Genomic DNA, 25,836 nt, shown 5'->3' with positions numbered 1-25,836 from the left:
TAGTTGATCATGCGACAGCAATTACAGCTGTACGCCGGAAAAAGACATGAAACCCAGAGACATCAAACCAACAGTAATGAAGGTAATGCCTAGGCCACGTAAACCTTCCGGCACGTCGCTGTATTTAAGCTTCTCACGGATACCTGCTAGGGTAGCAATCGCCAACGCCCAACCAACACCCGCACCCGTACCATAAACAATTGACTCACCAAAGGTGTAGTCACGTTCAACCATAAACAATGCAGCACCCATAATGGCGCAGTTTACGGTGATCAACGGTAGAAATACGCCCAATGCGTTATATAACGCAGGAACATACTTATCGAGGAACATCTCCAAGATCTGCACAATCGCTGCGATAACACCGATATAGGAGATATAACCCAAGAAGCTCAGATCAACATCAGGATAACCGGCCCATGCCAACGCACCTTCACGCAGCAATAGGTTATAGATCAGGTTATTGATCGGTGTCGTAATAGCCAACACGACGATAACCGCAATACCCAGACCCACAGCCGTTTTTACCTTTTTGGAAATCGCCAAGAAGGTACACATTCCCAAGAAGAATGCCAACGCCATGTTTTCAACAAAGATCGCCTTAACAGCAAGGCTGATATACTGTTCCATTACGCAGCCTCCTTCTGAGAGTTCTTCGCCAGCTCAAATTCTGGTGCTTCGACCTGATCTTTCTTAAAGGTACGAATCAACCAGATGAACATGCCAATAATAAAGAACGCGCTTGGTGGTAGTAGCAACAAGCCATTCGCTTGATACCAACCGCCATCAGTGATCAATGGCAAAACTTCAATACCAAACAGCTTACCAGCACCAAACAGTTCACGAATAAAACCAACAAACAGAAGCACTACACCGTAGCCCAGACCGTTACCGATACCATCCAAAAAGGAGATGCCAGGAGGGTTCTTCATCGCAAATGCTTCAGCACGACCCATCACGATACAGTTAGTAATGATCAAACCAACAAAGACTGACAGCTGCTTAGAAATTTCATAAGCGTATGCTTTCAGAATCTGGTCTACCACAATAACCAACGAGGCGATGATCGCCATCTGACAGATGATCCGAATACTACCGGGTATCTGATTACGGATAATTGAGATAAACATGTTGGAAAAGGCAGTAACAACCGTTACGGCCAGCGCCATCACACAGGCAGTTCCTAGGTTAGATGTTACCGCCAGTGCGGAACAAATACCGAGGATCTGTAGCCCGATCGGGTTATTGTTAAAAATCGGTCCAATCAGGACATCTTTAACTTGAGACATAATTTACGCCCCCCCTGCTTTCAGATTTGACAGAAATGGTGCATAACCATTTTCACCCATCCAGAAGTGAACCAGGTTAGTCACACCACGGCTGGTCAGCGTTGCACCAGAAAGCCCATCAACCTGATATTTAGCATTCGCTGACGTTTGGTCAACACTGCCTTTTATCAGCCCCAGAGCTGGTTGCATTGAACCTTCATGATAAACCTGCTTACCCGGCCACAAAGCTTTCCAGTTTGGGTTATCAACTTCACCACCCAACCCAGGCGTTTCTGCATGGGAATAAAAGCCCAGACCAACAACGGTATTCAGATCAGACTCTAATGCCAAAAAGCCATATAGCGTCGACCAAAGACCATAACCATGAACCGGCAAGATCATCTTATCGAAGCCCTGAGGCGCATCACTCTTCACCAGATAAACAGGCATCACTTTCGCCTGCACCTTGATCGAAGCAATATCATTCTCACGACTTAATTTAATCCCGGTGTCCGCTTCTTTAGCTGCTTTGCTCGCATCGTAGCGCTCAGGATCGGCAACAGTGGTGTACTTACCGGTGCGCAGATCAACAAAGCGCTTCTCGATAAGCTCATCAAACAGTGCCTGAACATCCTTGCCATCAGTCGCAATACCGGCAGCTGCCAAGATATTGGTTTGACGGTCAAGGTTCTTATTTGCAATCTGTTTTGGTTTTAACAGCACGGCGGCTGCAGAAACAACCACAGAACAGACCACGCACAACAGAACAGCTACGGTAAGTGTTCTACCGATAGAATCTTTACTCGCTGACATGTCGCATCGCCCTCCGCTTGATGTTTGCTTGCACGACAAAGTTATCGATAAGCGGAGCAAACAGATTACCGAACAGAATCGCCAGCATCATCCCTTCAGGGAATGCTGGGTTAACTACGCGGATCAGAACAACCATCACCCCGATCAGAGCACCGAAGTACCACTTACCTGTATTGGTCATAGACGCAGAGATAGGATCGGTTGCCATAAAGAACATACCGAAAGCAAAACCACCCAACACCATATGCCAATAGAACGGCAGTGAGAACATTGCGTTGGTTTCAGAGCCGATGAGGTTCAATAAGGTCGCCATAACGGTCATGCCGATAAACACCCCTGCCACGATACGCCAGGCTGCAATTTTCGCAAATAACAACACCAGACCACCCAAAGCAATCGCAAAGGTAGAGACCTCACCAACAGAACCCTGAATGTTACCGATAAAGGCATCAAACCAAGTAATGTTTTGTGCCAGAATAGCATCGACACCACCCGCAGCAGCTAGACCCAGAGGCGTAGCACCAGAGAAGCCATCAACCGCTGTCCAGATAGCATCCCCTGACATCTGCGCAGGGTAAGCGAAGAACAGGAAGGCACGACCTGTCAGTGCTGGGTTAAGGAAGTTTTTACCGGTTCCACCGAAAACTTCTTTACCAATAACAACACCAAAGCTAATGCCGAGCGCAACCTGCCACAAAGGGATGGTTGGCGGCAAAATCAAAGCAAATAGGATAGAAGTAACAAAGAAACCTTCATTAACCTCATGCCCACGCTTCATGGCGAACAGCACTTCCCAGAAACCACCGACAACAAAGGTCACTAGGTAGATAGGTAACCAGTAAGATGCTCCGTGAATAATGTTATCCCACAGGCTATCTGGATCGAAGCTAGTTAGCGCTCCTGCGATACTACCCTGCCATGTTGATGGCTCAGTAATGTTCATCGCAGCCATCGCCGTGTTGGCCTGAAAGCCGACGTTGTACAAACCAAAGAATACCGCTGGGAAAGTACACATCCAAACCAGAATCATGATCCGCTTAAGATCAACTGCATCACGTACGTGTGCCGCTGTCTTAGTCACATGACCCGGAGTATAAAAAATAGTATCGGCTGCTTCATACAGCGCATACCAGTTTTCATATTTGCCGCCTTTATGGAAATGCGGCTCCATTTTATCGAGAATATTTCGTAAGCTCATGATCAGGCCTCTTTCTCTATACGCGCCAAATTGGAGCGAAGGATCTGGCCATACTCATACTTGCCCGGACAGGCAAATGTGCACAGCGCGAGGTCTTCTTCTTCAAGCTCAAGACAACCTAATTCCATCGCGTGAACGACATCACCGGTAACCAGAGCACGCAGCAGCTGCGTAGGAAGAATATCCAATGGCATCAGCTGTTCAAACTGACCCACAGGCACCATGGCCCGCTCAGAACCGTTAGTCGTCGTGGTGAAGTTGAACTTCTTAGACCGGTTCAGCGCAGAGGCAAACATATTCAGCACAGAGAATTTATCAGCACCCGGTTTAATCCAGCCTAAAAACTCACGCTGATCACCCTCTTCAAGCACTGATATCTGATTTGCATAACGCGTCAGATAAGCCAAAGGCCCTTGTGCACGACGTCCGTTCCAGACAGAACCACTAATCACACGATTGTGAGTCCCTTCAGTACGCCCAGCCAATAGTTCATCAAGGTTTGCACCTAAACGAGTACGCAGTAGCGTAGGCTTAGTCACCTTAGGTCCACCGATCGCAATCACACGGTCAGTATAAAGCTCACCGGTGGTAAACAGCTGGCCAAAAGCAATGACATCCTGATAGCCCACCGTCCACACTGTCTTAGATGAAGACACGGGATCTAGGAAATGAATATGCGTCCCCGCATTGCCCGCTGGATGTACACCAGCAAACTCTTCAACCGTTACGCCAGTAGCCGTTGGTACATCTGCACCTGCGGCTTTACACAAAAAGACCTTACCTTCAGTTAAACGCGTCAACACGGTTAAACCGTTAACGAAGGCTTCTTTCTGTTCAGCAATAACAACCTCTGGATTTGCTGCCAGAGGATTCGTATCGATAGCCGTGACAAAAATCGACGCAGGCTGAGAGCCTGGCTGTGGAATTTTGCTAAACGGACGTGTTCGCAATGCAGTCCAGGCACCGGATTTAACCAGGTTATCCTGCACTTGCTCAGCCGTCAGTGATGACAACTGAGATGCATCATATTTCGCGAACTGCTCCGCTTCATTACCATCTATTTCAACAACAACCGATTGAAGAACACGTCTATCACCACGGTTGATCTCTTTGATCACACCCGCAGCTGGTGCTGTAAAATCAACACCTTCCGTTTTCTTATCGGAAAAGATCACTTGACCGAGTTTTACTCGATCTCCCACCTTGACCCGCATCGTAGGCTTCAAGCCTTGATAATCGAAGCCGATCACGGCGACAGACTTAACCTCAACAGCTGCCGAAACAGTCTGTTCTGGTGCGCCTGCTATAGGTAGATCCAGACCCTGTTTGATCTTGATCATCCGCCTCACCCAATCTCTATTATAATTTTCTTAGGATCCCTTCCTGCAGAGCACTATGCCTCCGACTCTGCAACACTGTCCCCTGATGTCGCAAACCAAAGCAATAACCCTACAATGGAGGGGATAACCCCAACCCAAAAACCGGTTAAGTATAAAGATCAGAAGGTAATTTTTCTACAAGAGCGACCACTAAAGGGGGCTTTTAGGCCATTATTAGCAAATCAAAGATAGAACTTTAAGTTATAAGACGAGAATCTTTTAGAATATATTTAAAAACCCAATAAAAAACCGCCTCTTAGGGCGGTTTTTATACATCGAAAGTCGTATTAGATCTTCGCTTTAGGGAACGCCGGCAAAGTACATTTAGCCATACGCTGAGCCATACGAATCACCTGGCTACTATAACCAAATTCATTGTCATACCAGACATACAGTACACAACGATTACCTTCGGCAATTGTCGCTAACGCATCAACCACACCCGCTGCACGCGAACCAACGAAATCAGAAGAAACCGCTTCAGGCGAGTTACTGTAATCGATCTGCTTTTGCAAAGGTGAGTGCAACGCCATATCACGCAGATAGTTGTTCAACTCTTCTTTGTTCGTCTCAGCATCAAGATTAAGATTGAGGATAGCCATCGAAACATTAGGCGTTGGTACCCGAATCGCATTACCAGTCAGCTTACCTTCTAACTGAGGCAGCGCCTTAGATACCGCTTTAGCCGCACCTGTTTCGGTAATCACCATGTTCAGACCCGCCGCACGACCACGACGATCACCTTTATGATAGTTATCAATCAGGTTTTGATCGTTGGTATAAGCATGCACTGTCTCAACATGACCATTGGTCACGCCATACTTAGCATCTATCGCCTTCAATACTGGCGAGATAGCGTTAGTAGTACAAGAAGCCGCTGACAGAATTCGATCACTGTCTTCGATATCACCATGGTTAACACCCATAACGATATTCTTAATACCTTTACCTGGTGCAGTCAGCGCAACCTTAGCCACACCTTTAGATTTCAGGTGCAGAGAGAGGCCAGCTTCATCACGCCAGATACCGGTATTATCCAGCACCAACGCGTTATCAATACCATACTGCGTATAATCAACCTGATCAGGTCCGTCAGAATAGATGACTTTAATCAGGTTACCATTGGCGATAATCGCCTGATTTTCTTCATCAACCTGAATAGTACCGTGGAATGAACCATGCACTGAATCACGACGCAGCAAGCTAGCCCGTTTTTCCAGGTCATTAGTCGCTTTACCTTTACGCACAACAATGGCACGTAAACGTAGCGAGTGGCCACCACCGGTACGTTCGATCAGCAACCGAGCCAACAACCGTCCGATACGACCAAAACCGTATAACACGACATCGGTAGGCTCTGATTCATCACCACCGAGAACCGGAGCCAACTCAGCTGTCAGGAACTCTTCCATGGACCTGCCATTAGCTTCATCACGGAACTTAACCGCCAGCTTGCCCACATCGACATGAGCACCTTTAACATCGATAGAATCCAATGCTTTCAGCACGGGATAAGTATCATGTACTGACAGCTCTTGATCTTCAAGCTGACGCACGAAGCGATGTGCTTTCATCACATCAACGACAGAACGCTTGTTAATAAGACGACCATATACAGACGTCTCAACATGCTTGTCACGATACAGACGTCCAACGAGTGGAATCATCTCTTCAGCTAATGCTTCGCGACCTTTCCAGTCAGCTAACACTTTATCTTGGCTCACGGCTCACTCCAAAGAAGGTAGTAGTCTAAATAGCAGTCAATTTTGCTGCGCGCATTATCCACTTTTACCCCCACATGAGCAAATCGGAAACACTACACTTTAGACCTAGATAAAATACTACCGCCTGATAATAAACACTGACAGACAAAAACAGACCCTTTAAGGACAGCTAGTTATTGCACGGAATGGGGTGTACTTTTGCCCCGTGGGCCGTAAGATATGCGGCCAGAGCAGTATTGTCAGTTTCGTCAATACAATTGTTCTATAAAGCCTATATCAGCTTAGCGGAGCTCGTCTTAAGTGTTTACAGAAGAATATCAATTACCCCAATCGCCAGGCGATATCCGAAGAATAGGTAACCTTTTAGGCAGCGGCCGTGGCTTACTAACGACCGATATTGCCCAACAACATTCGGGATTGATACTCTGCATAACCAATGACAGTGACAGCGCCACACGCCTTCAGTCCGAGATCCGCTTCTATAGCAACAACAGCCTTGAATGCATGGTTTTCTCCGACTGGGAAACACTGCCCTACGATAACTTTTCGCCACACCAAGACATAATATCTGAGCGGCTCAACACCCTATTTAAACTGCCTCAACTACAGCGCGGGGTACTGATTATCCCCGCCAGCACCTTGATGCACCGCGTTGCACCACAACAATTTCTCGACGGTAACGCGCTTATCGTGGATCAAGGCCAAGCGTTTGATCTGGATGAAATGCGCCACAAACTGACCGATGCCGGCTATCAATTGAGCGAATCCGTCTTCGAGCACGGCGAATTTGCCATTCGTGGCTCCATTATCGATATTTTCCCCATGGGCAGCGCGGTCCCTTATCGTATTGAACTTTTCGATAACGAAGTCGACACCTTACGTAGCTTTGACCCTGAATCTCAGCGCTCGATCGATAAAGTCGATAATATTCGCGTCCTACCAGCCAAAGAGTTTCCCTTTGATAAAGCCGCCATCAGCCATTTCAAACAGCGCTGGCGTGAAACCTTTGATGTGGACTATAAACGCTGCTCCGTTTATCAGGACATCAACGATGGCATGACCCCTCCGGGGATTGAATATTATCTACCGCTATTCTTTGATCAATGCGCGACGATATTCGACTATCTCCCACAAAATGTCATGATACTGGCCGAAACTGACTTAGAAAATCACTGCAAACAGTTCTGGCAAGATGTTCAAGAACGCTACGAAGAACGCCGTTACGATATCGAACGCCCTATTCTCGCCCCCGATCAATTATTTATCCCCGCGACAGAGCTTTTCAGCATTCTAAAACAGCGACAGCGCATCCAACTGCAGCAAAATAAAACCCAGGCGAAAGCGGCATCCGGTCGTTATAACTTATCCCTCATCGAGCCACCCGAATTAACGATTCACGCTCAAGCGGCTCAGCCGCTAGCCGCTCTTGACACTTTTCTAGCAAAGACTCAGGACAAAATACTCTTCTGCGCCGAATCCGCCGGCCGACGTGAAGCATTGATGGAGTTGCTAGCTCGCATCAATATCAAACCCCATCAAGTCGACAATCTGCAGCAATTTTTCGACGATGGTTATCCGATTAACATCTGTATTTTCCCGCTAGAATACGGACTCAGCGCGCCGGGTAAGTTTCATCTAATTACCGAAACACAACTATTCGGCCATCAAGTTTTTCAGCGTCGTCGCCGCTCTAAACAGCAAGAACAATCCGATCAGATCATCAAAAATCTGACCGAACTCAACATTGGCGCACCTGTGGTTCATATTGATCATGGCGTTGGCCGCTACCGAGGGCTGGTTACCCTAGAGCTAGATTCACAAACGTCGGAATTTCTTAAACTGGAATACGCCAACGACGCCAATCTCTACGTACCGGTGACCTCACTGCATCTCATCAGCCGCTATTCCGGTGCCGGTGATGAACTTGCGCCACTGCACAGACTCGGCACCGAACAATGGAGCAAAGCGCGCCGCAAAGCCGCCGAAAAAGTCCGCGATACGGCAGCCGAACTACTGGATATCTATGCCCGCCGTGCAGCACGCCGAGGTCATCAATTTAATTCACCCGATGAACACTACGCCAGCTTTAGCGCCGCCTTTCCGTTTGAAGAAACCGTCGATCAAGCCAACGCCATTCAGGCGGTTATCAACGACATGAAATCGCCGCAACCCATGGACCGTCTAGTCTGCGGTGACGTCGGCTTCGGTAAAACGGAAGTGGCGATGCGCGCAGCTTTCATGGCGATCCAGAGCAATAAACAGGTAGCGATACTGGTACCGACCACACTGCTAGCACAGCAACATTATGAGAACTTCCGTGACCGCTTTGCTGACTGGCCAGTCAATGTTGAACTAATCTCCCGCTTCCGCTCAGGCAAGCAAAGCAACGCGGTTATCGAATCACTGGAACAGGGTAAAACCGATATCGTCATCGGCACCCACAAACTGCTTCAGGGCGATATTAAGTTTAGCGACCTGGGCCTACTCATCATCGATGAAGAACACCGCTTCGGGGTACAACAGAAAGAACGCCTGAAATCACTACGCTCCGAGGTTGATATTCTCACGCTGACCGCCACACCGATCCCACGTACGCTTAATATGGCGATGTCTGGCATCCGCGATCTATCGATCATTGCGACACCACCAGCACGTCGCCTGTCGGTCAAAACCTTTGTCCGACAAACCGATAAAGCCCTTAAAAAAGAAGCTATTCTGCGGGAACTACTTCGGGGCGGACAGGTTTACTACCTACATAATGAAGTGAAAGATATCGAGCAAACCGCCGCCGAGATCAGTGAATTGATACCGGAAGCACGGGTGGGTATTGGACACGGGCAGATGCGAGAGAGAGAGCTCGAGCAGGTCATGTCCGACTTCTATCACAAACGCTTTAATGTACTCGTCTGCACCACCATCATCGAAACGGGCATCGACGTACCTAACGCCAATACCATCATCATTGATCGCGCCGATAAGTTTGGCCTTGCCCAGCTACACCAGCTACGGGGCCGAGTGGGTCGCTCACATCATCAGGCCTATGCCTATCTGATGACGCCCCACCCTAAAGCCATGACCACCGATGCAGCAAAACGCTTAGAAGCGATCACCAGCGCCGATGAGCTTGGTGCTGGCTTCACCCTCGCCACCCACGATATGGAGATCAGGGGAACGGGGGAACTGCTCGGCGAAGGCCAGAGCGGGCAGATTCAAAATATCGGTTTTTCGCTCTATATGGAGATGCTGGAACAAGCAGTCGATGCCATTCGCGAAGGAAAGACCCCCAATCTTGATGCACCACTCAAAGTTGGCGTCGAAATCAATTTACGCGTACCCGCTCTGATTCCCGATGAATACCTTCCGGATGTACACAATCGTCTCATTATGTACAAACGCATCGCCAATGGTAAAAACGAAACCGATCTAAAAGAACTACAGATCGAAATGATTGACCGCTTCGGCATCCTGCCTGAACAAACGAAAAACCTGTTCCGACAAACACTGCTCAAACTCCATGCTGAACAGCTAGGCATCTGCAAAATCGATGCGGGTGAAAAAGGCGGCCGTATCGACTTTGAGGCCGATACAGCGGTTGACCCCTTCAAACTGGTACAACTGGTACAGCAACAACCACAAAAATTTCAGTTTGGTGGCTCAAGTCAGCTGAAGTTCACCATGAAGATGGATAAAATAGAGCAACGCTTTCAAGCGGTAGAACAGCTCCTTCAGCAATTGACCGGGAATTGATAATGACCAAGCTCGCTTCAGGGATCGTAATGGCTCTGACACTGATACTGTTAAGCAGCACGACAGTACAGGCCGATACAAGCAACTATAAGGTCGAGTTGCTTATTTTTAGCCACCTAACATCCGATACACTGGACGACGAAATCTGGCCACCGATAAACGCCATACCACCCCGCCCAAGTCGTGCATTGAACTATTATCAGGCGGGCCAGCAAAATGGCTACTTCACTCGTCTACCTAAGTCATCCCTATCGCTTAACGCCAAGCAAGCCAGCCTAAGACGCAGCGCCGGCTACCACGTACTCTTTCATGAAGCATGGATACAACCGATTGGGAGCACTAAAAACAGAAACGTCATTAGAATTAATGGCGGTGAAATCCTCGATAACGGCTTATATGAACTCGACGGCTACATTTCCATCGATAAAGGCCGCTATCTGCACTTTCGCAGCGACCTATTTCACAGCCGCAGGCTAACCCCTGCCGAAAGCCAAATGCTACTAACACCGGTCACCGATAGCAGCGTAAACTCAATAGAAACGCCGACAGCCGAGACTGACCAACTAGCAACGGCTAATAACGATAGCAGCAATGGCAATCGCTATTTAACTCAAACAGCCATTCCGGACTTCCTCACGGTTGAAATGAAATCTGCCCGACGCATGCGCCGTAACGAATTACATTATCTTGATCATCCACTGTTTGGCATGCTGGTGAGAATCACCCGAATTTAACGATAAAAACGCCCTTTACAGATTGCAGACAAATAAAAACGGAGCCTAAGCTCCGTTTTTATTTAACTCAACATGACTGACAACTTTTACAAGCGCTCTCGATTGACTAAGGCACAGTGATCAGACCCTAGCTGCAAAAGGAATACTTTACATCACTTCTTGCGAGCGCGTTTAACCTCACGCGTCAGCATCATATCTAACTCTTCAGGCCACACCACTAAACCATTTTCATCCTCACCCTCGCCCGCCAACGGAAAAACAATCACCGCGAAGCCATCTTCCTCCAGCCCCGGCGTCCAACGATAGTTCCATTGCTTCAACGTAATAGGCATCGCCTCACAATCAGACCACTCACCGGTCGCCCATTGCTCTGCGAATGCTTGATCTGGCCATACCGGCACACAATCTTCATCATCGGTATTGAGCATGACACTGCCCTGCTCATCGGTCAGAATCCATAATTCATCGGTCTCTACAACCCGACTGATCAGGTAGTCGAAGCGCTGTTCCGCATCATAGGTCGCAATCTTTTCCCGTTCATTCTGCTCAGCAGTCACACATATCTCCAACGCCCTGTCGGGCAAAGATTAAAAAAGAACACTGGTTTCACGATCAAGCCTGATCCACCAACGGTTGAGAATCACCATTTTCAAGATGAATCGTCTGGGTAGGAAAGGCAAAGTCAGCACCGTGCTCATGCACAATATCGATAATTTTCCCCATCACATCCTGTTTGATTTCATGAAAACGCACCCAGTTAGTCGTTTTAGTGAACGTGTAGATAAAAAACTCCAACGAATAAGGGGCAAAGCTGTTGAGATTAACAATCAATGTTTGGCTGCTATCAATTTCAGGATGATGCACGAGCATTTTCCTTACATCATCAATAACACCGTTTACCAATGCAGAGTCTTCATAACGCAAACCAATTTTTTCATAAATACGACGATTCGTCATACGTGAAGGGTTTTCTAACGAGATGCTAGCAAAGGTTGCGTTAGGCACATAGAGAGGACGCTTATCAAACGTCCGAATACAGGTTAAACGCCAACCAATATCTTCAACCGTTCCTTCAATCTCTTTATCCGGTGAGCGCACCCAATCACCCACTTTAAAGGGGCGATCGAGATAGATCATCAACCCACCAAAAAAGTTAGCCAGTAGATCTTTCGCCGCAAAACCTACCGCCAGACCACCGATACCACCAAACGCCAAGACCCCCGAAATGCTATACCCAAAGGTTTGCAGTACAACCAGTACGGTCGTGATAATAATCGACAACCGTAACAACTTACCCAGCGCACCGACCGTGGTTTCATCCATCGGGTTTTTAACTTTATCTTCACTCACCAACACGCCTTCGGCCTGCCTGATAAAGCGAATCATAAACCAGGCGATCATCACAATCACCAAGCCTCGACGCAACGGCTCAACTAACTTAACCAATACCGAACCGGTTTCAGGATCCGTTAACTCAAAGGCCAGACTCAAGCCCAACACCCAGATTAACAACGCAATAGGCCGGCGAGCAGCATGCAATAATATGTCGTCCCAGACATTTCGTGTTTTGGCCAATTGATCTTCTAACCGACGAAACAGTCTATTTGAGATAAAGTTGATCAGCATGGTAATAAACACCACCATAAATACCTGAAAAATCCAGGCATCTTTATAGCCATCCAAACCCAACTCGGTAAAAACCTGCGTAAGCTGCTCCTGCATAGTGTCGCTCCAAAAGCTTATTTAATATCGATTAACTGATTCGCTAAATTCACAGCCTGATGCCACCGCTCACTATTGCGAACAGTCTCAATGGCATAATGCTGAGTCGCATTCATCCGCTCAATGCGTACCGACCCCGGATGATCTATTGCTTCGAGATAGTGTAAAACCTGCAAGGCAGCAGCACGATCATTACACACCAGCAACATATCGCACCCAGCCTCAAGCGCCTGGGCTGCGCGAGACTCAAAGCTGCCCGCCACACTGGCGCCTTCCATGGTCAAATCATCACTAAATACGACCCCATCAAAATGCATATCCTGACGCAGCCGTTGCCCTATCCAGTAAGGCGAAAAACCGGCTGGGCGATCATCCACCTGCTGATAGATAACATGCGCAGGCATGACCGCATCTAAGCCTTGCTCCATTAAACGGGCAAAGGGTAGCAAATCTTGTTTTTCAATCTCCGCGAGAGGACGCTCATCGACTGGAATAGCCAAGTGCGAATCAGCAACCACCCAACCATGCCCAGGAAAATGCTTACCGGTTGCAGCCATGCCCGCTTGCCGCATCCCTCGAACAAAGGCGCCTGCCAGCTCGGTCACCTCTTCCGGCTTAGCTGAAAAGGCACGATCACCGATCACTTCGCTGACACCAAAATTAAGATCCAATACCGGCGCAAAGCTGATATCAACACCATAACTGATCAGTTCTGCGGCCATTAACCAACCTAACTGACAAGCAGCCTCGCAGCCATCAGCCGGGTTCTGCCGATAGAGACCACCCAATACAGCCATAGGCGGCAATCGAGTAAACCCCTCACGAAAACGCTGCACACGCCCACCTTCCTGATCAACCGCGATCAAAATCTTCGGCGCACAGGCACGAATCTCACTAATCAAATCGGTCAGTTGTTGAGGGGACTGATAGTTACGGCTAAACAGAATAAGACCACCAACCTGAGGGTTCTGTAACAGCGTTCTATCTTCTGCTGTCAGACTTAGGCCGGCGATGTCCAGCATCAATGCTCCAGACATTAGTAATTTACTCTTCTATGAAAACTCGGGTACCAACATTCACACGCTCAAACAGATCGACAATATCGAGATTGCGCATCCGAATGCATCCATGGGACAAAGGCTGCCCCATAGGCTCACAATCCGGCGTGCCGTGAATGTATATATAGCGTTGCATTGTATCAACGCAGGAGAGGCGATTGCGACCTATTTCACAACCCGAAAGCCAGATTATACGACTAAGGATCCAGTCTCGCTGTGGATAGCGTTCGGCTAGCGCTGAGGAGTAAATTTCACCGGTCGAGCGGCGACCAATAAAGACTGAATTTATAGGCTTTCCCGCACCAATTTTAGCCCGAATTAGATGCTCACCTCGGGGCGTACAGCCACTGTTTTTTTGCTCACCGGGGCCATTTAATGCGGTTGAAACCGAATAACGCTTAAGACAGATTGAGCCCCGCCATAGCTCTAGACTTTGGCGGGCTAACGAAATCAGAATATGCATAACAAAAAGGGCTACTCCGTCAGAGACGGGTAAAAGGTGTGCGGTCGGCACGGGCGTGTAAACCCGCGACCAAGACAGGAATTAAACGATGCAATGTACGCTCCACCTCAGCGGCACGCTCAAACTCACGCATTTCAAGCGCCACCAGCGTTTGAAAATTGGACAACGTAAAAATTATCGAGCCCATGAGAAAATGCAGCCGCCAAAAGAACTCCTCATCACTCATTATCGCTGAATCTTTACGCAATAGATCGATAAAACAGGTAAACGAACCACGATATTGATTGATCATCTCATCACGTAGTTCTGACTGATTTTTCATATAGATAAGTTCGAGCAAACGCATACACACGGGCAGCGCAAACCGCTTAACCTTGCCCACCCGCAACAAGGTTCGCATCAGAATTTCTAACAACTCTTCCGCGGTGATAGTTTTATCCGCATCTAACGTTAATCTTTCGCTGAGGGCTGAGTTAAGGTTAGCGACCAGTGGTGTGAGGTATTTTTCAGCCACCGCGGTAATCAGCCCTTTCTTAGAACCAAAATGATAATTAACGGCCGCAAGATTTACCTTTGCGGCACTGGTAATTTCACGCATAGTCGTTTCTGCAAAGCCCTGCTCGGCAAACAAGACTTCTGCAGCTAACATAATTTTCTTTGCGGTTGCAGACTTTTGCATCGAAGCCCCCGTAATCGACTTATAATCCTTTATTGCTTTAGACACGATAGCACTATCATGTTTAAAACACAGAGACAAAGATTATAAGCGACAAAGCCATCATGTGGAGATTTCTCCTACCATTTTGGTTACTTAGCTAATAATCGTGAGTTTAAAATACGCCCTGCCCACTTAGTAAACAGGCTATCAGTCGTTTTAACTGACATCTCAGAAATACGATCCTGAAGGGTTTTCTTATACTCAAAACGCACCAGATAAACATCCGCCTCGTCACACGCTTTTGTCAGATATTCATCGCTCGTCGAAATTTCATCGATCAGATTAACATCCAAGGCACGACGTCCAAACCACACTTCACCGGTTGCCACTTTTTCTAAATCAACCTGCGGACGAAACTCGCCAACGAACTCTTTGAATAGGCTATGAGTGTCTTCAAGCTCTTCAATAAACTTCTGCCGACCCTTTTCGGTATTTTCACCCATCACCGTCATCGTGCGCTTATATTCACCCGCGGTTAAAATCTCATAATCAATATCATGTTTTTTCAACAGACGATGAAAGTTAGGCAGCTGCGCGACAACACCAATCGATCCGAGAATCGAAAAAGGAGCGGCAACTATTTTGTCCGCCAGACAAGCCATCATATAACCACCACTGGCAGCCACTTTGTCGACACAGACGGTCAGTGGAATCCCTTGACGCTTAATACGCTCCAGCTGCGAGGATGCCAAACCATAGCTATGCACCATGCCTCCTGGGCTCTCTAGGCGAACAACCACTTCATCCTGCTCGGTCGCCATCGTCAGCACCGCCGTAATCTCTTCACGCATCGGCTCTAGTTCTGAGGCTTTAATATCGCCATCAAAATCCAACACATAAACACGCTTACGATCCGCTTCAGGGGCAGGCTCGGCTTTTTTGAGCGCTTTCTTGCGCGCTTTAGCATCCGCTTTATCCTGCTTCTCTTCCGCTTTAAGCTGATGCTTATAAACTTCAGGATCCAACACCACCTCTTTCAGCGCGTGCTCCATATCTTCAAGTGTTTCATTCATGCTATGAACACTAAGATAACCTTCTTTATTATCTTTTTTATTCCGTGATGCCACTGCGGCTACCGCCATCAAAACGAGCAACAAAGCACCCACTACCGTCAGCGCCTTTGCCAGAAACAATCCGTAATTTGCCAGAAAATCGACCACCTAACACTCCAGATAAATACGCCCCTTTAGGGCAATTCAATATATTGATTTATAGTGGGGTAATGTAACATACAACCCTCTTAGGCAATATCACTGTTACATAAAATTGGAGAGCTGAATTCACATGTCCGATACTATTACCGTCACTCAGGTTATCGAAAAGCTTTCCAGCCGGTTTTTACCTGAAAACACGCAAGGCGTCACCGCCACCTTTCAGTTTGTGTTAAACGATGCCGATGATTTCTATTTCAGCATTGCCGAACAGCAGCTAACGGTTGAACGGGGGGAACATCATGACCCCGATATAACGCTGATCACTAACAGCACAACATTTATCAGTGTTGTAACGGGGCAGAAAGATGGCATGAGCGCCTATCTAAGCGGCAAACTCAGAGCCGAAGGCAATGTCATGCTCGCGACTCGTTTAAGTAAGTTTTTTAGCAAACAAAAGCAGCGTTAATCTGGTTTTGTCCAGCGCGCCTGAAAGGCATCGATGAGTTGCCGAGAAATCGTAAAGGGCGGCGGAATCGGCGCCTCATCGAGCTCGGTATAATGAAACCAGCGCGCATCAACGATCTCGCCGGGCTCCGGCACAATATCGCCAGAAACATAATCCGCAAAGAAACCAAACATCAACGAGTGCGGAAATGGCCAAGATTGGCTACAGAAGTAACGAATATTATTAACCTCAACCCCCACCTCTTCTCGCACTTCACGCGACAAGGCATCTTCAGCGCTCTCGCCCGCTTCGATAAACCCAGCAAGCGTACTGTAGCGCACCTCCGGAAAGCGAATCCCATGAGCCAGCAAGCAGTACTCACCACGAGTAACTAGGGTGATGATACAGGGCGATAAGCGGGGGTACTGCGTTAGACCACAACCGCTGCACTGTTTAGCAAGATCATGATCGTGATTAACTAACGGCTCACCACAACGGCAGCAAAAACGATGATCTCGGCTCCAAGTAATGACCTGAGCGGCGCGAGATAACAAGGGGAAATTAGCGTCATCGGTACGTGATAACAACTGTCTGAGATGTAAACCCGAAGCCCCATCTTGCAACTCGGACTCAGGCATGACGATCAACCTAATCGGTTGCTCAGGTAACAATGTGAGATCGTATTCTTCTAATGCAAGCGTATGATTATAATAGGGTTCATCAAACAACCAACGGCCTTGAGGGTCAGACCAGACCCGCTCTGCGGCGGCATAAATGTATTCAATTTTCATAATATTATTGGAACCTAAACAAAAACAGATCACTAAACGGTGGTTTCAGGCATACAGCTAACCTGAAGACTAGAGTATTCTTAACAGGTTAAGCAGGCTTTTGATTTAACACAACTCCTGCTAATCTACCGCGAAATTATAATAGTTTTAACTACTAAACATACGTTGGAAAGACTGTAATCACTATTATTGACATGATGTACAGTAACTTTCCATAAGCCCGAATTGGCACAGGACCCCGTATCGATGACCACTACGCAGGCTCTTATTAAGAACTTTCTTGGCAACTCTCCAATATGGTATAAGCAAGCCATTGTACTTTTTTTGATTCTAAATCCGATTCTGCTCTACACAGCAGGCCCCGTTGTCACTGGCTGGATGCTGATTTTTGAATTCATCTTTACTCTAGCCCTCGCTCTCAAATGCTATCCACTGCAACCTGGAGGCTTACTTGCACTAGAAGCAATTATCATCGGTTTGGCTAGCCCTGATACCGTTTACCATGAGGTCCAAGCAAACTTAGAGGTCATCCTGCTGCTGATGTTTATGGTAGCAGGCATCTACTTCATGAAGAATATGCTTTTATGGGTATTCACGAAATTACTGCTAAAAATTCACTCCAAAATCATCTTATCACTGATGTTTTCACTGTTTGCCGCGCTACTGTCAGCCTTTCTTGATGCATTGACCGTCACCGCGGTGTTAATCAGCGTGGGCGTCGGCTTCTATGCGGTCTACCATAAAGTGGCCTCAGGTAAACAGTTTCAACAGGAAGCCCATGATCACGGCGATGATGAGCATGTACACCAAGACCATCACGACACCCTCAATCAATTTCGTGCCTTTTTACGCAGCCTGCTCATGCATGGTGCCGTAGGCACGGCACTAGGCGGAGTATGTACACTGGTGGGTGAGCCACAAAACCTACTGATCGCGCAGAAAGCGGGCTGGGATTTCGTTCAATTTTTCGTTCTGATGGCACCGGTCACCATGCCGGTACTATTCGCTGGCCTAGCGACCTGTATGCTATTGGAAAAACTCAAATGGTTTGGCTATGGCGCAGATATCCCCGCTTCTGTTCGTGCTATTCTGGAAGACTATTCAGCAGAACAGGATAAGAAACTGACTAAAGCTGATAAGCTCGCCCTGTTCGTGCAAATACTGGTCGCGTTTTTTCTGGTACTGGCGCTGGCATTCCATCTGGCAGCCGTCGGTTTAATCGGTCTAACCGTGATTATTCTGCTGACCGCCTTTAACGGTATCGTCGAAGAGCATCAGATAGGTAAAGCATTTGAAGAAGCCCTCCCCTTTACGGCACTTCTAGTCGTCTTCTTTTCCATCGTCTCGGTTATTCATGAGCAACACCTGTTCCAACCGATTATTGCTTCCGTACTGGCGATGGATACTCACGCTCAACCAGGGATATTCTTCATTGCAAACGGCGTGTTATCCGCCATTTCCGATAACGTTTTTGTTGCCACGGTGTATATCAATGAAGTTCTCGAGGCTCTGCATGAAGGCTCAATCAGCCGCGAGCACTTTGATCTGCTAGCGATTGCCATCAACACCGGCACCAACATCCCAAGTGTTGCCACCCCTAACGGTCAAGCAGCATTTCTGTTTCTGCTGACCTCTGCACTGGCACCTCTGATCCGCTTATCCTATGGCACCATGGTATGGATGGCCCTACCCTACACGGTCGTCATGAGCTTGACGGGTTACTTTGCGGTGACACACTTTCTATAAATGACACCATTAGCATCGAAGACAGTTCGTTGACATAAAAAAAGGCTGATGTTTACCACATCAGCCTTTTTTCTTTCTCCCGTAAATGTCCCTACCTTACGAGCCCATCAACAACGATTACTCCGTCTCGCTTGGGATCACACCTATCTGGCTCCAGATACTACCCGCCTTACTATCCAGCCGACTAATATAGGCATTGTGCGCCTCAAGTTCTGCCGCACCTGCATGGCGTACAGTCAGATTTAAAGCACTGCTATTATTGAGCCGTCGAATCTGATCAACACCATCATGGCCGTCCTCCTCCCCTGCCAATAGTAGGTTCTTCTGCCCACCGGTCAGCATCAGATACACATCAGCCAGAATCTCAGAGTCGAGCAATGCGCCGTGCAACTCACGATGACTGTTATCTATCCCATAACGACGACACAAGGCATCTAGATTGTTTTTCTGCCCAGGATGTTTCTTTCTGGCGAGCGCCAAAGTATCGGTCACCTGACAAAAATCTTTGATCCGCTCAGCATGGTTATTGAGTCGCAGCTCATTATCCATAAAGCCCACATCGAAGGGCGCATTATGAATAACCAAATCCGCACCACGTATAAAATGCAGAAACTCATCCTGAATGTCAGGAAAACGAGGCTTATCCAGCAAAGACTCATTGGTGATACCGTGCACCTGCATCGCCTCCTCTTCAATCAGACGATCCGGGTTGAGATAACGATGATAGGTACGCCCCGTCAGTCGACGATTCATCATCTCAACACAACCAATCTCGATAATTCGATGACCCTCTTTCGGGTCGATACCCGTGGTTTCGGTATCCAGTATAATTTGTCTCATTAGGTATCTATCACTTACGCCTGTTGCAGGGCCTGTTCGACCCCTCGGTTAGCCAGTTGATCCGCCAGTTCATTGCCAGGATGACCGCTGTGCCCTTTCACCCACTTCCACTCGATCTGATGCCGTGCGTTTTGCTCATCGAGACGCTGCCAGAGATCGGCATTTTTAACGGGCTTCTTCGCCGCCGTTTTCCAGCCATTTCGTTTCCAGCCAGCTAGCCATTCAGTAATTCCCTTGCGCACATATTGAGAATCCGTCGTCAGAATGATGTCGCAGGGCTCCTTGAGTATCAACAAAGCCTCGATCGCCGCCATCAGCTCCATCCGATTATTGGTGGTGGTTAATTCACCGCCGAACAACTCTTTTGCATGTTCACCATATTGCAGTACTGCCCCCCAGCCACCAGGACCAGGATTCCCTTTACAAGCACCATCGGTATAGATCTTAATTTTTTTCTTCACTCACACTTCCTCGGGCACCGCGGGTTGATGGTTCAACCAACGGCAAATTAATTAGCTTACGCTGCTTTTTGACCGGTTCAATAGGGGTCATACCGCCAACATCTTTACGTGCAACCTGCAACATAAAAGCACCGCAATGGGATGAGCAGCGCCGTGTTAGCGCATCAAGCAATCGGGAACGATGACGCCAAGACTCTTTTTCAAAGGGTAAAGGATAATAATCTGACAGCTCTTTTACCACCGTCAATTCTAACAGGGCAAGCCAATCATGCATCCGCTGAGGACTAATAAAATGCCCCTGCCATGGCACCGTATTCTTATTAAATTTAAGCTTACGATAGACACCCCACCAACTGATTGGATTAAAACCCACATTGAGTAAATAACCACCAGGCCTTATGACTCGAGCGGCTTCACGCAATACCTGATGCGGACTTTGCGCATAATCAAGCGCATGATGAAGCACCACCACATCGATACTATTATTCTCAAATGGCAGCTCTTCATTTCGCGCAATCACCGCGCTATCCGGCAACCCCAACTCTGTTCGCGGGTTAACCTTAACCTGATGCCGCACCGGACTTTCATGAACGAGGTCCAAGCGATTATCGATACTGATCTGTAATAGATGATAACCAAACATAGTTGGTAACAAGCGATCAAGTAGCGCCTGCTCAGACGCCAGTAGCTGCTGTCCAAGGTCGGTGGCAAACCACTGACGCAATTCAGGTAACCATTCATCAAGAGGGGGCTGTCGTTTAAAAACCATACATTATTAGCGCTTAACGCTCCGCTTTGAATAGGTTAGTCTTGCAATAAGGCGAGAACATCCGCCTTTAGGGTTTATCCTGCACTACTATATCTGACAAATCTGATTCAGCCGAGGCCTAAAATGTTTAATGTCACCCCGATTCCTGCTTTTAATGATAACTATATTTGGGCACTGACAGTACCCAATTCTCAAGCAGTCGCAGTGGTAGACCCCGGAGACGCTGATGTCGTCAATCGCTATTTGAAAGATAACAACCTTCAGTTAACCGCGATTCTGGTTACCCATCACCACGATGACCATACCGGTGGCGTTAATCAGCTTCATCTTGAACATGCCGCCGAAGTCTATGGCCCAGCAAACTCACCGTTCGAAGGTATCAGCCATAAACTGGTCAACGACGACCAGATTGAATTAATGGGACAGTTACTGACAATCCACGCAGTGCCCGGCCATACTCTTGACCATATCAGCTACTATTTAGCGAATACCACCCCACAGCTGTTTTGTGGAGACACACTGTTTTTAGCCGGCTGCGGCAGACTATTTGAAGGCAGCCCAGAACAGATGCACGAAGCGATGGAATATTTTAAAAGCTTGCCTGATACCACTGAGGTTTACTGCACCCATGAATACTCTTTGGCCAACTTAGCCTTTGCCGCCGCCGTTGAGCCAACCAACCCTCAGATAACCGCGGCAATTGAACGCTGCACCCAACAACGCGAAGCTGGCTTACCCACCCTGCCTAGTACCATCGCGACGGAGAAGCAGATTAACCCCTTCCTTCGATACAATGAAACAACGGTCAAACAATCCGCTGAACAGTTTGCTCATAGCCCGCTATCATCCGAGATTGCTATCTTTGCCTCGCTACGCCAATGGAAAAATCAATTTTGATGGCTAATTTACTTTTAAATCAAAGACTATTGATATGACACACCCAAGGGGCATTAACGGTTGACCCATCGATAATGGCCCCATAAAATGCTGCCTTCACTTTATTATAGGCATCGCGTTCAATGCAGTTGGTCAGAAAATTAGTCGTACTCACCGCTGCCGGGCTTGTCCTTACGGGCTGTCAGAATAATCTGGTTATCCAAGAACCAGAATCTGTTCAAGCATCACAGGCACAACGTCAGGTCATTCATTCCATTGCTGAAGATAAAGTAAACGAGGCCAGCCGCCCCGAAACTCATCTGCCAGCCGAAACAACCGATGATCTGTGGCAGCTGACCCGCGAACATATGCAGCTGAGTCTCGATAGTCCATACCCTCGGCTACAAAAGCAGTTTGAGTGGTATAAAAAGCATCCAGAATATATGCAACGGGTTACTAATCGTGCCAGCCGTTATTACTACTATATTCTGAATGAAGTGATCGCGCGTGACATGCCTGCAGAGATCGCTTTACTGCCAATTGTTGAAAGCGCCTATGATCCGTTTGCCTATTCTTATGGTCGAGCCGCCGGTCCTTGGCAGTTCATACCAGGAACAGCCAAACATTTCGGCCTAAAATCCAGCTGGTGGTATGACGGGCGCCGCGACATTATCGCCTCAACCGATGCTGCGTTAACCTATCTACAGCAACTGCATCGCCGATTTGATGACTGGGAATTAGCGTTAGCGGCCTATAATTGTGGTGGCGGCACGGTTTCAAAGGCGATCCGCCATAATAAGGCAAAAGGGCTTAAGACTGATTTCTGGTCTCTCAACCTACCAAAAGAAACACGCGCCTACGTACCTAAACTCTTAGCCGTCTCTCGCCTTATCCGTGATGCAGAGCAATCTAACCTAGCACTGACACCGCTAGCGAATAAACCGGTATTCGAACAAGTTGAGCTTGATAGCCAAATTGATCTGGCACAAGCCGCTGAACTCAGTAATATTTCAACCCAAGAACTATACCAACTGAACCCAGGATTTAATCGTTGGGCAACCGATCCTGACGGCCCTCACCGGCTGCTAATCCCTGCTGCGACGGCGGAACAGTTTCGCCAGCAACTAGCAACATTACCCTCCGACCAACGGGTCAATTGGAGCCGTCATAAAATACGCCAAGGCGACACTATCAGCACGATTGCTAAACAATATAAAACCACCTCGGCAGTGATTCGTCATGCCAATAAGCTCAGCAGTAACACGATTCGTGCTGGACGTTACCTACTGATTCCCAGCGCAAAGCATGAGTCGAGCGAATATTCACTGAGCCAATCTCAGCGCTTTAACCGAAAACAAAATCAACTAGCAACAAGCAAGCGCGCCAAGATCAATTACCAAGTTAAATCGGGTGATAGCTTATGGAGCATTGCCCAAAAACATAATGTCAGTGTACGAGAACTGACCGCCTGGAATCAGATAGCCCCGGGTGATCTTTTACGAGTCGGTCATACACTCACTATATTGAAAGCCGATCAGCAAAAAGTACTGAGTCGCAGTGACGAACAGATGATCAAACGTATTGGTTATTCTGTTCGCAATGGTGACTCATTATCGACGATTGCCAGCCGCTTCAGTGTGACGGTGAGTGATATCAAACGCTGGAATAAACTAGAGCAAAGACACTATTTGCAACCTGGACAAAACCTAACACTGTATGTTGATATTACCGAAGCGCACTAAGTCGACTCTAACCACATACAGCAGGAGAGCTTAATATGGACGCACTCAGTATCGGCATTATCATCTTTGCTACCGCAACTGCGTTGCTGTTTAAGTTCGTTTTGTACCATAAGATCAGTCATTGGATGGACCAAGATCTAATCAAAGGGCTTGCTGAGGGCGATGAGCATAAGCATCGTTTTCTAACTCAACACCTGATCGAGATGAAAGCCGCCAAGGTCAAACGCAAGCTACAACACCAACGTCTGACCGATCTGGCCACAGAATTTGAACAAAACCGCTAATCCGTACTCATATAACTAGCTATAACCCAATCCCCCTGTTATAAATTAACAGATTATCACTCTGGCTGGATAATTACGGATGAATTTCAAACAGTTATCTAAGCAGATATCAACGGCTTTCCTGTTATCTGCAACTCTGATCGGCTCTCTTGCAGCACCATTACAAGCAGCCACACCACAACACGCAATCTCTATGTATGGCGACCTGAAGTACCCGCAGGGCTTTCAGCACTTTGATTACGTCAACCCTGATGCACCGAAAGGCGGCACCGTTTCACAAGATGCAATAGGCACCTTTGACAGCTTCAACCCTTTTATTATTAAAGGCGCAGCCGCTGATGGCATTGGCCTAATTTATGATTCCCTGTTAACCCGCGCTCAGGATGAAGCCTTTTCCCTCTACGGCTTACTGGCTGAATCGCTTGAAGTGGCAGACGATCGCAGCTGGATTATTTTCAACCTCAACCCCAAAGCCCGCTTCAGCGATGGTCAACCGGTGACCGCTGAAGATGTCATCTATAGCTTTAAATTACTCCGCGAACAGGGTTCACCCTTTTACCAATCCTATTACCGTGAGATCTCTGCCATTGAGGCGCTCTCTGAGCGACGAGTGAAATTCAGCTTCAGTGCCAGCGAAAACCGAGAACTACCGTTAATTGTCGGTGAAGTCAGCATCCTACCTAAACATTACTGGGAACAACGTGACTTCAGTAAGCCAAGCCTCGAAGTGCCTGTCGGCTCCGGCCCTTATGTGATTGACAGCTTTGATGCCGGCCGCACCATCATTTATAAACGCAACCCTGATTACTGGGGCGCCGACCTTCCCGTTAACCGCGGCCGTTTTAATTTTGATAACATCCGTTATGACTATTACAAAGATGGTAATGTAGCCCTTGAAGCCTTCAAAGGCGGTGAATACGATTTCCGTCAAGAAACATCATCCAAACAGTGGGCCACCGGCTATAAAGGTGCAGTGTTTGATGACGGCAAAATCATCACCCGCAATATCGTCCACGAAAACCCTACCGGCATGCAGGCGTTTATACTCAATACCCGCAAGCCCTACTTCTCGGATAGCCGCGTTCGTCAGGCACTGGCTTACGCCTTTGATTTTGAATGGACCAATAAAAATATTTTCTATAACGCCTACACCCGAACCCATAGCTTCTTTTCAAATTCGGAAATGGCAGCCACTGAACTACCCACCGCGGAAGAGCTAAAGATTCTCGAACCGATTCGCGATCAAGTACCACCTGAGGTATTCACACAGGTCTACAAAGCGCCCTCTACAAAAGGTGATGGTAAAACACGGGGACAGCTACGCTCTGCCCTGCGGTTACTAAAAAGCGCTGGTTGGGAACTAAAAGACGGCCTTCTATTGGGGCCTAACGGCAAGCAGATGACCTTTGAAATTCTACTGGTTCAGCCTGCCTTTGAACGCATTGTCGCGCCATTCAGTCGTAACCTTGAACGCATGGGAATAAAACCGACAGTACGAGTGATCGATGCGTCGCAGTACATCAACCGAGTCCGTAATTTCGATTTTGATGTGATTGTTAGCGGATTCGGTCAGTCTAGCTCGCCGGGTAATGAGCAACGGGAATACTGGCATTCTAGCACCGCCGATCAACCGGGCAGCCGCAACATGATTGGTATTAAAAACCCAGCCATTGACTACCTCATAGATCAACTGATTCAAGCGCCAAATAGACAGCAACTCGTATTGAGAACCCGCGCCCTAGATCGTGTATTGCAGTGGAATCATTATGTGATCCCGCAATACCACATCAATAGCTATCGAGTAGCTTATTGGAATAAATTTGATTTCCCCGCAATACATCCAAAATATTCACTCGGGTTCGACACTTGGTGGATCAAACCCGATAAAGTGGAGCAATAACCAC

The 25,836-nt window shown here is 47.7% G+C and carries 24 protein-coding genes; 8 read left to right on the top strand and 16 right to left on the bottom strand.

All coding sequences use genetic code 11. The features are described 5' to 3' along the window. Positions 1–21: 21 nt before the first annotated feature. The 6 genes from nqrE to KO512_RS13800 form a co-directional block, all read right to left on the bottom strand. Positions 22–630, bottom strand: a complete 609-nt coding sequence (nqrE, locus tag KO512_RS13825; RefSeq protein ID WP_215952941.1) for an NADH:ubiquinone reductase (Na(+)-transporting) subunit E — start codon at positions 628–630, stop codon at positions 22–24. Then, the gene (locus KO512_RS13820) at positions 630–1,289 is read right to left on the bottom strand and encodes an NADH:ubiquinone reductase (Na(+)-transporting) subunit D (protein ID WP_215952940.1); all 660 of its coding nucleotides are present in this window, start codon (positions 1,287–1,289) and stop codon (positions 630–632) included. The genes nqrE and KO512_RS13820 overlap by 1 nt, the downstream gene beginning before the upstream one ends. A gap of 3 nt (positions 1,290–1,292) precedes the next feature. After that, the gene (locus KO512_RS13815; protein ID WP_215952939.1) at positions 1,293–2,081 is read right to left on the bottom strand and encodes a Na(+)-translocating NADH-quinone reductase subunit C; all 789 of its coding nucleotides are present in this window, start codon (positions 2,079–2,081) and stop codon (positions 1,293–1,295) included. Next, positions 2,068–3,279, bottom strand: a complete 1,212-nt coding sequence (locus tag KO512_RS13810; RefSeq protein WP_215952938.1) for an NADH:ubiquinone reductase (Na(+)-transporting) subunit B — start codon at positions 3,277–3,279, stop codon at positions 2,068–2,070. Before KO512_RS13810 ends, KO512_RS13815 begins: the two co-directional genes overlap by 14 nt. Before the next feature lie 2 nt (positions 3,280–3,281). Continuing rightward, a complete protein-coding gene (locus KO512_RS13805; protein WP_215952937.1) occupies positions 3,282–4,619 on the bottom strand; it encodes a Na(+)-translocating NADH-quinone reductase subunit A in 1,338 nt (445 codons plus the stop codon). A 326-nt stretch (positions 4,620–4,945) separates the two neighbouring features. Then, positions 4,946–6,382, bottom strand: a complete 1,437-nt coding sequence (locus KO512_RS13800; protein ID WP_215952936.1) for a glyceraldehyde-3-phosphate dehydrogenase — start codon at positions 6,380–6,382, stop codon at positions 4,946–4,948. Between the two features lie 300 nt (positions 6,383–6,682). On the opposite strand from KO512_RS13800, the gene mfd reads away from it, so the two are divergent. Both mfd and KO512_RS13790 read left to right on the top strand, forming a co-directional pair. Then, a complete protein-coding gene (mfd, locus tag KO512_RS13795; protein WP_215952935.1) occupies positions 6,683–10,129 on the top strand; it encodes a transcription-repair coupling factor in 3,447 nt (1,148 codons plus the stop codon). A gap of 2 nt (positions 10,130–10,131) precedes the next feature. After that, complete coding sequence (locus tag KO512_RS13790) at positions 10,132–10,863, top strand: CsiV family protein (protein WP_215952934.1); 732 nt, start codon at positions 10,132–10,134, stop codon at positions 10,861–10,863. A gap of 152 nt (positions 10,864–11,015) precedes the next feature. On the opposite strand, the gene KO512_RS13785 is transcribed toward KO512_RS13790, so the two are convergent. From KO512_RS13785 to sohB, 6 genes are all read right to left on the bottom strand, one after another. Beyond that, a complete protein-coding gene (locus tag KO512_RS13785; RefSeq protein ID WP_215952933.1) occupies positions 11,016–11,420 on the bottom strand; it encodes a DUF2750 domain-containing protein in 405 nt (134 codons plus the stop codon). Between the two features lie 55 nt (positions 11,421–11,475). After that, the gene (locus tag KO512_RS13780; protein WP_215952932.1) at positions 11,476–12,585 is read right to left on the bottom strand and encodes a mechanosensitive ion channel family protein; all 1,110 of its coding nucleotides are present in this window, start codon (positions 12,583–12,585) and stop codon (positions 11,476–11,478) included. Between the two features lie 17 nt (positions 12,586–12,602). Continuing rightward, on the bottom strand, positions 12,603–13,622 hold the full coding sequence (gene nagZ / locus KO512_RS13775) for a beta-N-acetylhexosaminidase (protein ID WP_215952931.1): 1,020 nt from the start codon (positions 13,620–13,622) through the stop codon (positions 12,603–12,605). 7 nt (positions 13,623–13,629) lie between these two features. After that, a complete protein-coding gene (locus KO512_RS13770) occupies positions 13,630–14,106 on the bottom strand; it encodes a L,D-transpeptidase (RefSeq protein ID WP_215952930.1) in 477 nt (158 codons plus the stop codon). A gap of 19 nt (positions 14,107–14,125) precedes the next feature. Next, positions 14,126–14,785 (bottom strand): TetR/AcrR family transcriptional regulator, encoded by a 660-nt coding sequence (locus tag KO512_RS13765; protein WP_215952929.1) that lies wholly within the window; start codon positions 14,783–14,785, stop codon positions 14,126–14,128. A gap of 128 nt (positions 14,786–14,913) precedes the next feature. Then, the gene (sohB, locus tag KO512_RS13760; protein ID WP_215952928.1) at positions 14,914–15,984 is read right to left on the bottom strand and encodes a protease SohB; all 1,071 of its coding nucleotides are present in this window, start codon (positions 15,982–15,984) and stop codon (positions 14,914–14,916) included. Between the two features lie 124 nt (positions 15,985–16,108). Between sohB and KO512_RS13755 the strand changes: the two genes are divergently transcribed. Continuing rightward, positions 16,109–16,444, top strand: a complete 336-nt coding sequence (locus tag KO512_RS13755) for an SCP2 sterol-binding domain-containing protein (RefSeq protein WP_215952927.1) — start codon at positions 16,109–16,111, stop codon at positions 16,442–16,444. Here the strand turns inward: KO512_RS13755 and nudC are convergent. Further along, positions 16,441–17,214 carry an NAD(+) diphosphatase gene (nudC, locus tag KO512_RS13750; protein ID WP_215952926.1) on the bottom strand — a complete coding sequence of 258 codons (774 nt, stop codon included), beginning with the start codon at positions 17,212–17,214 and terminating at the stop codon, positions 16,441–16,443. The two genes, KO512_RS13755 and nudC, sit on opposite strands and share 4 nt — an antisense overlap. A 246-nt stretch (positions 17,215–17,460) precedes the next feature. Here nudC and nhaB point away from each other — a divergent pair, with 246 nt between their 5' ends. Next, positions 17,461–18,960, top strand: coding sequence for a sodium/proton antiporter NhaB (gene nhaB, locus KO512_RS13745; RefSeq protein WP_215952925.1), 1,500 nt, complete (start codon positions 17,461–17,463; stop codon positions 18,958–18,960). Positions 18,961–19,077: 117 nt separating this feature from the next. Here the strand turns inward: nhaB and dnaQ are convergent, their stop codons facing one another. Genes dnaQ through KO512_RS13730 form a run of 3 tightly spaced genes read right to left on the bottom strand, consistent with a single transcriptional unit; the run spans position 19,078 to position 21,030 of the window. Then, complete coding sequence (dnaQ, locus tag KO512_RS13740; RefSeq protein ID WP_215952924.1) at positions 19,078–19,800, bottom strand: DNA polymerase III subunit epsilon; 723 nt, start codon at positions 19,798–19,800, stop codon at positions 19,078–19,080. A gap of 14 nt (positions 19,801–19,814) precedes the next feature. Next, entirely contained in the window at positions 19,815–20,261 is a 447-nt protein-coding gene (rnhA, locus tag KO512_RS13735; RefSeq protein ID WP_215952923.1) for a ribonuclease HI, read from the bottom strand. Continuing rightward, positions 20,245–21,030, bottom strand: a complete 786-nt coding sequence (locus KO512_RS13730) for a class I SAM-dependent methyltransferase (RefSeq protein WP_215952922.1) — start codon at positions 21,028–21,030, stop codon at positions 20,245–20,247. Before KO512_RS13730 ends, rnhA begins: the two co-directional genes overlap by 17 nt. A 123-nt stretch (positions 21,031–21,153) precedes the next feature. On the opposite strand from KO512_RS13730, the gene gloB reads away from it, so the two are divergent. The 4 genes from gloB to KO512_RS13710 all read left to right on the top strand — a co-directional run bounded on the left by gloB (position 21,154) and on the right by KO512_RS13710 (position 25,832). Continuing rightward, positions 21,154–21,927, top strand: coding sequence for a hydroxyacylglutathione hydrolase (gene gloB / locus KO512_RS13725; RefSeq protein ID WP_215952921.1), 774 nt, complete (start codon positions 21,154–21,156; stop codon positions 21,925–21,927). Positions 21,928–22,049: 122 nt separating this feature from the next. Continuing rightward, complete coding sequence (locus tag KO512_RS13720) at positions 22,050–23,648, top strand: LysM peptidoglycan-binding domain-containing protein (protein ID WP_215952920.1); 1,599 nt, start codon at positions 22,050–22,052, stop codon at positions 23,646–23,648. 35 nt (positions 23,649–23,683) lie between these two features. After that, positions 23,684–23,932, top strand: coding sequence for a hypothetical protein (locus KO512_RS13715; RefSeq protein WP_215952919.1), 249 nt, complete (start codon positions 23,684–23,686; stop codon positions 23,930–23,932). 79 nt (positions 23,933–24,011) lie between these two features. Continuing rightward, positions 24,012–25,832, top strand: coding sequence for an extracellular solute-binding protein (locus KO512_RS13710; RefSeq protein ID WP_215952918.1), 1,821 nt, complete (start codon positions 24,012–24,014; stop codon positions 25,830–25,832). The last annotated feature ends 4 nt before the right edge of the window (positions 25,833–25,836 follow it).

This window comes from Amphritea atlantica (assembly GCF_018860855.1).
Taxonomy (GTDB): Bacteria; Pseudomonadota; Gammaproteobacteria; order Pseudomonadales; family Balneatricaceae; genus Amphritea; species Amphritea atlantica_A.
The sequence above is the reverse complement of the archived record's forward strand: the minus strand, read 5'-3'. Positions and strand labels throughout refer to the sequence as shown.